The following is a 10,360-nucleotide window of genomic DNA, read 5'->3' as shown; positions in this document are numbered from 1 at the left end:
CCGCGTCGACATCGAAGTCATCGGCACCAAGTAATCCGCCGACGCTTCACCGAAAGCCCCGCACCGCGGGGCTTTTTCATTTTCACCGCACACCCTCATCACCATGCTCAACGCCGATCAAGCCGAACTCGACAAATTTGGAGAACTCGCCCACCGCTGGTGGGACCCGAACAGCGAATTCAAACCGCTGCATGACATCAACCCCCTGCGCATCGACTGGATCGACAAGAGCATCGGCCTCTCTGGCAAGCGCATTCTCGATGTCGGCTGTGGCGGCGGCCTGCTCTCAGAAGGCATGGCAGCACGCGGCGCCGACGTCATGGGGATCGACCTCTCCGAAAAGCCGCTGGGCGTTGCCCGCCTGCACCTGCTGGAAAGCGGTCGCAAGGTCGATTACCGCCTGGTTGCCGTCGAACAGTTGGCCGAAGAAATGCCCAACAGCTTCGATGCCGTCACCTGCCTCGAAATGCTCGAACATGTGCCCGACCCCTCGAGCGTCATCACGGCCTGCGCCAAGCTGGTCAAGCCGGGCGGCCAGGTTTTCTTCTCAACGCTGAACCGCAACCCGAAGTCCTATCTGTTGGCCGTCGTTGGCGCCGAATACGTGCTCAAGATGCTGCCCAAGGGGACACACGACTACGCCAAGTTCATCCGCCCCTCCGAACTCGCACGCTGGGCCAAGCTGGCCCGCCTGGAGCCGCAGGAAGTGATCGGCATGAGCTACAACCCCTTCCTCAAAGAATACAGCCTGGGCAAGGACACCAGCGTCAACTACCTGATGCGCACCATCCGGCATGCTTGAAGCGGTCCTCTTCGACCTCGACGGCACCCTGGCGGATACCGCACCGGACTTGTGCGGTGCCGCCAATTTTTTGCTCATGGAAGCCGGTCGACCGCCGGCAGACTTTCATCGACTGCGCCCGTACGTCTCCCAAGGCGTACGCGGCCTGTTGCATGCCGCATTCGGGCTCACCCCGGAAGATATGGACTATGCGCCGCTGGCGGAGCGATTTCTCGCCCGCTACGCCGCCCATCTCTGCGTCGAGAGCCGGCTGTTTGACGGTGTACCGGCCCTGCTCACGGACATCGAACAGCGTCAGATGACCTGGGGCATCGTCACCAACAAACGCATGCGCTTTACCGATCCGCTGGTGGCACAACTCGACCTCAGCCCGCGCACGACCTGCGTGGTCAGCGGCGACACAACCAGTGAAGCCAAACCATCAGCCCGCCCGGTTCTGCACGCCTGTTCGTTGCTCGGGGTCGATCCCGCACGCACCCTCTTCGTCGGCGACGACCGCCGCGACATTGAAGCCGGACGCGCAGCAGGCTGCACCACCGTTGCCGTACGCTACGGCTACCTGGGCGACTGCGGCCCCATCGAAACCTGGGGTGCAGACCTGATCATCGATCACCCCGAAGCCTTAATCGCTTACCTGGGCACGCAGGCCATACCGCCCACTGCACGCTGAACGGCTACCTGTCGTCAACCTGCCCATCGGGCAGAAAGCAACAGGTTGCGCGGCGTCAGATGGCGGGGGCAGAAGGTACCAACCTGTACACGGTACCCGCGATCCGCGAGGTAATCCGCCAAATCGCCCACCAGCCAGATTTCCAGTGCTCGCCGGAAAGCATGGCGCACGATCAAATCCCGCATCAGCGCGTGCTGACGCTGCCATCCCGCCCGCTCGCAAGCATCAGACAGCCCCGCCACCGCGTCGGTCGGCCACCCGTCGCGTGCCGCCATCAAGCGGAGAAAATCGGCAAAACTGCCGCGAAACCACGCCGCCGGCACCGGCTTGAAACTGCGATAGGTCGCCATCCCCAAAGTGCGGCGGAAGGCATCATAGCCCAGCTTCCAGGCCATTTCCTTGTCCCGTTGCCGTGCCAGACGGGGCGATGCCGTGACGGTCTCGGTGACAGCCAGCCGGGTATCGTCCCGCGTCAGTTGCAGGGTACGCCCCGGCGATAACGGCGCGTAGATCTCGGTCACGCCGCGGTAATAGCAGCACGGCGCAACATCCAGCGCCGGGAGCGCCGCCGCTGCTCCTGTCTGCACCAAACGGCGGTGCAACTCACCGCAGGCGTGCAAGGCCACCCCCTGATGCGCTTCGGACGGATGCGCCTGCAGCGCGTCCGCTTCAGTGAAATGGTGCGCCAGGTCTTGCCGGGCGGCGAGCATTCGCCCTTCCTGACAGAGCGCTGCATCGATCTCCAGCGTCTCTACCGAACAGCCTCGATCCAGGGCAAGCAAGCGTCCGAGGTGCCCCTTTCCGCCGCACCAGTCGAGGATTGGCCAGGCAGTCCGTTGTGCAGCGGCCGCAAACGCTTCGATCTGGGCACGTTTTCGTCCGGGAATTTCCCAGGCCCAGCGCGCGCCATGATCAGGCAAGGCAACCGCCGGCAGCGGGGCGACCTCAGAGAGCGCCGCCACCTCTGCAACCATCGGTACATGCGTAGCGAGGAAGGTGAGCGCAGCCCCGCAATCATCATTGAGATGCCCCACCTCGGCCTCGTCCAGGTCTTGCAGCGCGGCATGCAAGGCAGGATAGACCGACATCCACGACAGTACCGGATCACGAAACGGCTGCGGATGCCAGAGATCGTGACAGGCCAGCAGCACGGCATCCAGCTGCCGCAAACGCGTACCCAACAACATCAGCGTGCTGCGCGCCGCTCGCGGCGACGATAGGCCAGCCAGGCGGGCACCAGCCCCCCGACTCCGAGCAGCAGCACGGCCAGCATGGGCCAGCGCACCGGCGCATTCCAGTCGGCACGGGCAGCCCGACGGTCAACGCTGTCGATACGCTGATATTTCAGGATGTTGTTACCCACATCGTTCGGCTTGCGGTTTTTCAGCCAGCGGTGACCCAGCGTGTAACTCTTGGGATGCAGCCCAAACACCCAGGGCGCATCATGCTGCAGGATCCGGTTCATCTCGCGCACCAGGGCCAGGCGCTCGGGCGTGTTGTCCATGTTCTTCATGCGGATGAAGAGACGGTCAAACGCCGGATTGACGTAGTTGGACGTATTTTCACCCCCCTGCGCGACACGGCTTTCCGCGCCATGGAGCAGGAAGAAGAAATTTTCCGGGTCAGGATAATCGGCATTCCAGCCCAGGTAGTAAAGCTGGGTGTTGCCCTTCTTGAGCTTGTCCTGGAAACGGTTGAAATCGGTACTGCGCACCACGAGCTGGATGTCGATCTTGGCAAACTGCCGGGTCAGCCAGTCAAAACGCGCCTTGTCGCCGCTGCCACCACCGGTCGTATCGAGATAGACGACCAGCGGCTCGCCAGTCTTGTCGTCGCGCCCATTCGGGTAGCCCGCCTCGGCCAGCAGGCGACGCGCCACCTCAACCGACTTGCGCCGGGGCTGGCCATCGACCCAGTCATACACCACCGGATTGATCCCCTCCGCGCCGTTTTCATAACCAAAAATACCCGGCGGCAGCGGGCTTTGCGCCGGAATGCCGCGCCCGTTCTGGAAAATCGAGATGAACTCTTCCTGATCGATGGCAATGGAAATTGCCTGCCGCAGCTTGGTCGACCGTGGGGACAGCCCCCCCACCACCGGATCCAGCATGTTGAAGCCCATGTAGAAGGTCGAACTCTTGACCGAAGTCAGCAGCCGGATGCCGCGCGCCTGCATGGCATCACTCAAGCCCACGCCACCACCGACATCGATGCGCACCGCCTGATCGAAGCTGTCCGATGAAATCCCGGAGGCATCGTAATAGCCTTGCAGGAATTTGTTCCAGTACGGAATCGACTCTTTTTCCCGCGTAAACACGGCCTGCTCGATGAGCGGCAACGGCTTGCCGCAATCGGCCAGCAACCCGGCCTCGGCATCGCCGGGCTCGCCCTCGCAGGGATAGGTTTCGCCGTGAAAATTCGGATTGCGGGTGAGCACCATGCGACGATTGGGATCGTTCTCGGTCAGCATGAACGGACCAGTGCCCACCGGCCACCAATCCAGGGTCAAATTCTTCTCGGCCATGCCGGGCTGGGCGTAAAAACGCTCGACTTCGCGCGGCACCGGGGCAAAAAACGGCATGGCCAGCCAATACGCGAATTGCGGGTATTTACCCTGAATGCGGATACGCCAAGTGTAGCGATCCACCCGCTCGACACCGGGGAGCGGAAAAGCATCGAGATCCAGCCAGGTTTCCTTGGGTACCTGCTTGGCCGCCTCGGCCAACGCCTGGCCGAGCGCCTTCAACCCGACGATTTTCTCGGCCATCATGCCGTAGATCGGCGAATGCAGGCGCGGGTGCGCGAGGCGCTTGATCTGGTAGATGTAATCGTCCGCCGTCAGCTCGCGTGTCCCGGTTTCCGGAAAATCGGCCATGCGCTGACGGTCGACCGCCGCCGTGGGCCCAAAATAAAGCGGCTGACCGCTGGCATCGAGCGCAAAGGCCGGATGCGGCTGATAACGGATGCCCGGCTTCAGCCGCAACTCGTAGATGCTTTCGGCAATCCGCTCGACCGGCGCATCAGCGGGCAAAGCCTTGCCCGCCGCATCGACATAGTGCGGCACCGGGACGGCCTCCACCGTGGCCGGCACCAGCGTATAAGGGCGGCGCAGATAGTGGTACTGCAGGGGCGGCTCGTAGATCTGGCCGGTGAAGGTGGCCTCATCCTCGGTGTAGGACTGCGCCGGATCAAGGTGTTTGGGCCGTTCCGTAAAGGCCGTGTACAGAATGTCGCGCCCTGCTTCCTGTGCCGGATAGGGGTCGTTCCAGGCTTGCCCGCAGGCGGTCAGCAGGCAAGCGGCGAGAAGGCCGAAACAAAGAATTCGCATGCCGCCAGTTTAGCCGAAGATGCCCGGACACAGGCCGATCCCCGGCTTGACCGGAAGACCTCGATTTGCCCACAATGGACTGCAACCCAAACCAAGAGGCAAACATGCTCGATACATCCGTCCCCGACTTCTCCCTGCCCGCCACCGGCGGCCAGACCTTCACGCTCTCCGGCCAGGCCGGCAAGATCGTCGTGATCTATTTCTACCCCAAGGACAGTACGCCGGGCTGTACCACCCAGGGCCAGAATTTCCGCGACCTGCACGCCGAATTTACGGCAGCAGATGCCTTGATCCTCGGCATTTCCCGCGACAGCCTGAAGTCACATGAGAACTTCAAGGCGAAGCAGGCCTTCCCGTTCGAACTCGGCTCGGATGCTGATGAAGCGGTCTGTACCCTGTTTGGTGTCATGAAGCTGAAAAACATGTACGGCAAACAGGTTCGGGGCGTGGAGCGCAGCACCTTTGTCATCGACCGCCAGGGCGTCCTGCGCCGCGAATGGCGGGGCGTCAAGGTGCCCGGCCACGTCCAGGAAGTGCTTGATTACGTGAAGACCCTTTAACCCACCACTCGCCGAGGCCCGTCATGCCGCGCAAACCTGCCGCAGCCAAGAAGTCCGTCCAGACGAAGATTTTCGTTCTCGACACCAACGTCCTGATGCATGACCCGAGCTGTTTGTTCCGCTTTGAGGAACACGATGTCTTCCTGCCCATCATGACGCTGGAAGAACTCGACAACCACAAGAAAGGCATGTCGGAAATTGCCCGCAACGCCCGCCAGACCTCGCGTACCCTCGACGAGATGCTGGCGGGTGAAGAGGTCGATATCGAAGAAGGCATCGACCTCTACGGTCCCTCGGCGAAGCTGGCAAGCGGCCGGCTCTACCTGCAGACGGAGGCGATCAGCCACGAATTGCCGCAAGGCCTGCCCACCTCCAAGGTCGACAACCAGATTCTCTCGGTCGTCATCCACCTGCAGAAAAAATTTCCCAAGCGCGCCGTCATCCTGGTGTCGAAAGACATCAACATGCGCATCAAATCGCGCGCCCTGAACCTCCTTGCCGAGGATTACTTCAACGACAAAGTACTGGAAGACACCGATATCCTGTACTCCGGCACCCGCGCCCTGCCCGACAATTTCTGGGACAAGCACGGCAAAGGCATGGAATCCTGGAAGAAGGAAACCAAAACCTACTACAAGGTGACCGGCCCGCTCTGCCCGCAACTGCTGATCAACGAATGCGTCTGGCTGGAAAAGGACGGCTTCTCGGCCATCGTCAAGGAAACCACCGGCAAGACCGCCGTGCTGGAAACCCTGATCGACTACACCCATCCTAAAAATGCGGTCTGGGGCATCACGGCACGCAACCGCGAACAGAATTTCGCACTCAACCTCCTGATGAATCCGGACATCGATTTCGTCACTCTGCTCGGCCAGGCCGGGACCGGCAAAACCCTGCTGACCCTGGCCGCCGGCCTGACGCAGGTACTGGAGAGCAAGCGCTTCGCCGAAATCATCATGACCCGCGTTACCGTGCCGGTGGGTGAGGACATCGGCTTCCTGCCGGGTACTGAAGAGGAAAAGATGGCCCCCTGGATGGGCGCACTCGAAGACAATCTCGACGTGCTCACCCACACGGAGGAAGCCGGTAGCCCTTACGCCGGCGATTGGGGCAAGGCGGCCACGAACGACATCATCCGCTCGCGGATCAAGATCAAGTCGCTCAATTTCATGCGCGGCCGCACCTTCCTGAAAAAATACCTGATCATCGATGAAGCCCAGAACCTGACGCCGAAACAGATGAAAACCCTGGTCACCCGTGCCGGCCCGGGCACCAAGGTGGTCTGCCTGGGCAACATCGCCCAGATCGACACCCCCTACCTGACAGAAGGGAGTTCCGGCCTGACCTATGTGGTTGACCGCTTCAAAGGCTGGTCGCATGCCGGTCACATCACGTTACAAAGAGGGGAGCGCTCGCGTCTCGCGGACCACGCAGCCGAAGTGCTATAATCAATTCCACAATTCCAAAGGGGCCGTGTCTGTGACACGGCCTTTTCGTTTCAGCCACGGGCTGTCCATGCCGGAGGAATGTCTTGAAACGCCGTAAATTCCTTGCTTCTTTTGCCGCACTCTCGATGGCCGTTTCCGAGGCCTGGGCTGCCAAGAAACAACAATCGAGCAGCAGTAAACCTGCCAGCACCAAGCCGAGCGCGAAACCCGGCGCAAAGCCTTCGAATACGTCGCGCAATGCCCGGCCCACCAACGCCCGCCAGGCACGCGGCGGACGCACCGCTGCCCCTCAGGGCCCAGTCGCCCATACCGCAGAAGATCCGGTCATTGAGCGTCCGCCGCAAGGTACGACTGCAGCCAAACTGCCACCGGTCAAAGCCCAGGAACCGCCCAGCGAGTGGCGCACCTATGAGATCACGACCACGGTCAACCTGAAACAGAGTGGGCAAAACCGGCTCTGGCTGCCCCTGCCGCTCAATCAGGACACCCTTTTCCAACGGACGCTCGGACACGCCTGGGAAGGCAACCCGGTGCAATCGAGCATGCGCCGACTGCCCGACGGCAATCTGGAAACCTTCTACTGCGAGTGGAAGGACGGTAACGACGGTCGCCTCCAGTTACGCACACAGGTGACCACCGCCGATCGTCACTTCGACATCACGAAGCGGACAGTGGCCCCGGAGCGGGAGGACATTCTGCGCAAGAACCTCCAGGCCTCCCAACTGGTCCCGAATGACGGACTGGCCCACCAACTCGGCGAACGTATTCTGGGTCGCATCAAGGATCCGGTTGCCCAGGCCAAAGCGATCTACGACTGGGTCATTGAAAACAGCATTTACGATCCGAGCCTGCCCGGCTGCGGTACCGGCGACGTGCGAACGCAGTTGGTGCGCGGGCAATATGGCGGCCGCTCGGCCGACATCAACGGCCTGTTTGTCGGCATCTGCCGGGCCATCGGCATACCGGCGCGCTGTGTCTACGGCCTGCGTGTCGGCCCTTCCCGCCTCTTCCGCAGCCTTGGCCTGTCCGGTGATGATGCCACGCGCGGGCAACACGTACGCGCCGAGTTCTATATCCCTGGCTATGGCTGGATTCCGGTCGACCCGAGCGATGTGCGTCGCGTCATTGCGCTGGAAGGCATTTCGGATCGCGACAGCCGCCTGCAGTCGCTGAAGCGCGTGCTCTTCGGGGTTTGGGAAATGAACTGGATTGCCTTCAACGTCGGCACCGACATCACCCTGCCCGGACGCCAGTTCGCTCAACCTTTTCTGCTCACGCCACAACTCGAGGCCGGCAGCACCCGCCACGACGGCAACGTTCCCGCCGCCATCCAATACACCATCAACGCACGTCAGATCGCGCTCTAAGTCCCTGCGAAACCCCCTGCGCCGCACACAGCGGCTCAAGGGGATCGTGCCATGCCATAAAGTGGCATAAAAAATCCCCGCCAAGCACATCACTGGGCGGGGATTTTTTTGCCCTCATCGCGCGACAAGGGCAAAGCTGGGTGGCGCCAAAATTACTGCAATTGTTGTTGCAGCAAGCCCAGAATCTTGCGGGCAGTCTCCGATTGATCCGCGCCCCCTTCTGCCGTCAACACCTGGACAGTGGTTTGTGTTCCCACGCCCGAGACATGGATGCGGTACTGCACCTTGGACGAGACAGCTTCCTTACCCTTCCAGAAAGCCAGCTTGGCCAGAATGCCATCATCCTTCTTGCTGGCGTTGTCCTGCTCCGGATCGACATAGCGCACGAAATAGAGGCCACGAGAACGATCACGGTCCTCCACGGTGAAGCCGACACGATCCAGCGCCAGCCCGACGCGACGCCAGGCACGGTCGAAGCGCTCATCCACTTCCAGAATGCCGTCCCCGTTTTTGCCACCCGCCATGCGGGCACGCGGTTCGGTCTTGGCCGACGACGCCAAGGCGGCTTCTGCACGCTTCTCTTCCGCCCCCAGACGTACCATCAGGCGACGCAGCATTTCAGCTTCCAACTCCGGATCTGCAGCGCGCGGCTGCCAGCGGGTCTGGTCCTTGGCGGAAGAGGAATAGACTTCCTCCATCCCACGGTGGCTGATGAAGATATCCGTCGTACCAAGTTCAGCACCCGGCTCAAAGCGGGTCCGGAATTTGTCGCGCTCTCCGGTGGAATACAAGGTATCCAGCAGGCGACCAAAGGTCCGTCGCACCAGGTCATCCCCAATCTTGGCGCGGTTTTCTGCCCAGTCGGTTTCCATCACCCCTGCTTCGGGGCGTTCGACGTTCACGATGAAGCCGGACTCCTGCCAAAACTCCTTGACGGTATCCCAGACCTTTTCGGCCGGCACATTGACCACCAGCCAACGCTGGGTACCGGAGCGTTCGACACGAACCTTGTCGATCTGCGGCAGCACCACGCTATTCTGAGCCTGAGCGGCCGGCGTCCGATCTGCCGCGTAAGCGGAGAAGGTCGCGGAACCCTTGCCCGCGCCATCCGGCACTTTATAACGATCATCGCGGCTGATCTGCGAGAGATCTGGCGGCACTTCAAGGGAAGGCGCCTTGCCGGAGGATTTGTAATCAATCTTCTTCGAATCAGGCAGGATGCCACACCCCGCCACGGCCAGCGCGACGAGGGAAATCAGCAACCCGGAATAGCGGCATTTCATTGATCGTGCTCCGTCAGGCAATCAGGCCGGCCTGGCGCATGGCGGCCAGAACACGCTGCTGACCAGCTTCCGACAAGGTCGTCAGCGGCAGGCGGATACCGTTCGGGATCAGACCGAGCTTGTGAACCGCCCACTTCACCGGAATCGGATTGGCTTCGCAGAAAAGATCACGATGCAGTCCGAGCAGCTTGAACTGAATCTCGCGCGCCTTGGCCACATTCCCTTCGGCTGCGGCAACGCACATTTCATGCATCAGGCGCGGCGCAACGTTGGCCGTGACCGAGATGTTGCCGTGGAAGCCCATCATGATGGTCGAGACACAGGTCATGTCATCGCCGCTGTACAAGGCAAAGCCCTTCGGGGCACGGGCAATCAGATCGCAGGCGCGATCGAAGTTGCCGGTTGCATCCTTCACCCCAACGATCCCCGGCACTTCAGCGAGACGCAGAATGGTGTCATTGGACATGTCGGCGACCGTACGGCCCGGCACGTTGTACAACAGGATCGGCAGATCAACCGCCTCCGAGATGGTCTTGAAGTGGCGATACAGACCTTCCTGCGTCGGCTTGTTGTAGTAAGGCACGACGGAGAGCGCCATGTCGGCACCGGCTTCCTTGGCAAATCGGGTCAGCTCGATCGCCTCGGCCGTCGAGTTGGCCCCCGTCCCGGCAATCACCGGAATACGGCCTGCCGCGTGGTCGACCGTGGTCTTGATCAACTGGCAGTGTTCTTCAACGTCAACCGTCGGTGATTCCCCGGTCGTCCCCACCACCACGAGGGCATCAGAGCCTTCCTGAACGTGGAAATCGATCAGGTTCTTCAGGGCATTCAAGTCGAGGCTGCCATCTTCATGCATGGGGGTGACGATGGCGACGATGGATCCAGTAATCATGACCGTATAC

The 10,360-nt window shown here is 61.4% G+C and carries 9 protein-coding genes; 5 read left to right on the top strand and 4 right to left on the bottom strand.

Annotated elements, in window-relative coordinates:
- Positions 1 to 103 precede the first annotated feature (103 nt).
- Together ubiG and AACO21_RS15335 are read left to right on the top strand one after the other, a co-directional pair.
- Complete coding sequence (gene ubiG, locus AACO21_RS15340) at positions 104 to 802, top strand: bifunctional 2-polyprenyl-6-hydroxyphenol methylase/3-demethylubiquinol 3-O-methyltransferase UbiG (protein WP_346193401.1); 699 nt, start codon at positions 104 to 106, stop codon at positions 800 to 802.
- Positions 795 to 1,472 carry an HAD-IA family hydrolase gene (locus AACO21_RS15335; RefSeq protein ID WP_346193400.1) on the top strand — a complete coding sequence of 226 codons (678 nt, stop codon included), beginning with the start codon at positions 795 to 797 and terminating at the stop codon, positions 1,470 to 1,472. Before ubiG ends, AACO21_RS15335 begins: the two co-directional genes overlap by 8 nt.
- 14 nt (positions 1,473 to 1,486) lie before the next feature.
- Here AACO21_RS15335 and AACO21_RS15330 read toward each other — a convergent pair whose 3' ends face one another.
- Positions 1,487 to 2,659, bottom strand: coding sequence for a methyltransferase (locus tag AACO21_RS15330; RefSeq protein WP_346193399.1), 1,173 nt, complete (start codon positions 2,657 to 2,659; stop codon positions 1,487 to 1,489).
- Complete coding sequence (locus AACO21_RS15325) at positions 2,659 to 4,800, bottom strand: ABC transporter substrate-binding protein (protein ID WP_346193398.1); 2,142 nt, start codon at positions 4,798 to 4,800, stop codon at positions 2,659 to 2,661. The genes AACO21_RS15330 and AACO21_RS15325 overlap by 1 nt, the downstream gene beginning before the upstream one ends.
- A gap of 104 nt (positions 4,801 to 4,904) precedes the next feature.
- Between AACO21_RS15325 and AACO21_RS15320 the strand changes: the two genes are divergently transcribed.
- The 3 genes from AACO21_RS15320 (at position 4,905) to AACO21_RS15310 (ending at position 8,175) form a co-directional block, all read left to right on the top strand.
- Positions 4,905 to 5,360: a peroxiredoxin gene (locus AACO21_RS15320; RefSeq protein ID WP_346193397.1), complete on the top strand. Its 456-nt coding sequence runs from the start codon at positions 4,905 to 4,907 to the stop codon at positions 5,358 to 5,360.
- A 23-nt stretch (positions 5,361 to 5,383) separates the two neighbouring features.
- Positions 5,384 to 6,808, top strand: a complete 1,425-nt coding sequence (locus AACO21_RS15315) for a PhoH family protein (RefSeq protein WP_346193396.1) — start codon at positions 5,384 to 5,386, stop codon at positions 6,806 to 6,808.
- Between the two features lie 83 nt (positions 6,809 to 6,891).
- Positions 6,892 to 8,175 (top strand): transglutaminase-like domain-containing protein, encoded by a 1,284-nt coding sequence (locus AACO21_RS15310; RefSeq protein ID WP_346193395.1) that lies wholly within the window; start codon positions 6,892 to 6,894, stop codon positions 8,173 to 8,175.
- Between the two features lie 152 nt (positions 8,176 to 8,327).
- Here AACO21_RS15310 and bamC read toward each other — a convergent pair whose 3' ends face one another.
- Both bamC and dapA read right to left on the bottom strand, forming a co-directional pair.
- A complete protein-coding gene (gene bamC, locus AACO21_RS15305) occupies positions 8,328 to 9,458 on the bottom strand; it encodes an outer membrane protein assembly factor BamC (RefSeq protein ID WP_346193394.1) in 1,131 nt (376 codons plus the stop codon).
- 13 nt (positions 9,459 to 9,471) lie between these two features.
- Positions 9,472 to 10,350 carry a 4-hydroxy-tetrahydrodipicolinate synthase gene (gene dapA / locus AACO21_RS15300; protein WP_346193393.1) on the bottom strand — a complete coding sequence of 293 codons (879 nt, stop codon included), beginning with the start codon at positions 10,348 to 10,350 and terminating at the stop codon, positions 9,472 to 9,474.
- Positions 10,351 to 10,360 lie beyond the last annotated feature (10 nt).

This window comes from Dechloromonas sp. ZS-1 (assembly GCF_039649255.1).
Lineage (GTDB): Bacteria > Pseudomonadota > Gammaproteobacteria > Burkholderiales > Rhodocyclaceae > Azonexus.
The sequence above is the reverse complement of the archived record's forward strand: the minus strand, read 5'-3'. Positions and strand labels throughout refer to the sequence as shown.

Bases quoted from the DNA above. Each gene is read 5' to 3' on its own strand.
- AACO21_RS15335 (WP_346193400.1), top strand. From the start codon at position 795: ATGCTTGAAGCGGTCCTCTTCGACCTCGACGGCACCCTGGCGGATACC.
- ubiG (WP_346193401.1), top strand. From the start codon at position 104: ATGCTCAACGCCGATCAAGCCGAACTCGACAAATTTGGAGAACTCGCC.
- AACO21_RS15315 (WP_346193396.1), top strand. From the start codon at position 5,384: ATGCCGCGCAAACCTGCCGCAGCCAAGAAGTCCGTCCAGACGAAGATT.
- dapA (WP_346193393.1), bottom strand. From the start codon at position 10,350: ATGATTACTGGATCCATCGTCGCCATCGTCACCCCCATGCATGAAGAT.
- AACO21_RS15330 (WP_346193399.1), bottom strand. From the start codon at position 2,659: ATGTTGTTGGGTACGCGTTTGCGGCAGCTGGATGCCGTGCTGCTGGCC.
- bamC (WP_346193394.1), bottom strand. From the start codon at position 9,458: ATGAAATGCCGCTATTCCGGGTTGCTGATTTCCCTCGTCGCGCTGGCC.
- AACO21_RS15320 (WP_346193397.1), top strand. From the start codon at position 4,905: ATGCTCGATACATCCGTCCCCGACTTCTCCCTGCCCGCCACCGGCGGC.
- AACO21_RS15325 (WP_346193398.1), bottom strand. From the start codon at position 4,800: ATGCGAATTCTTTGTTTCGGCCTTCTCGCCGCTTGCCTGCTGACCGCC.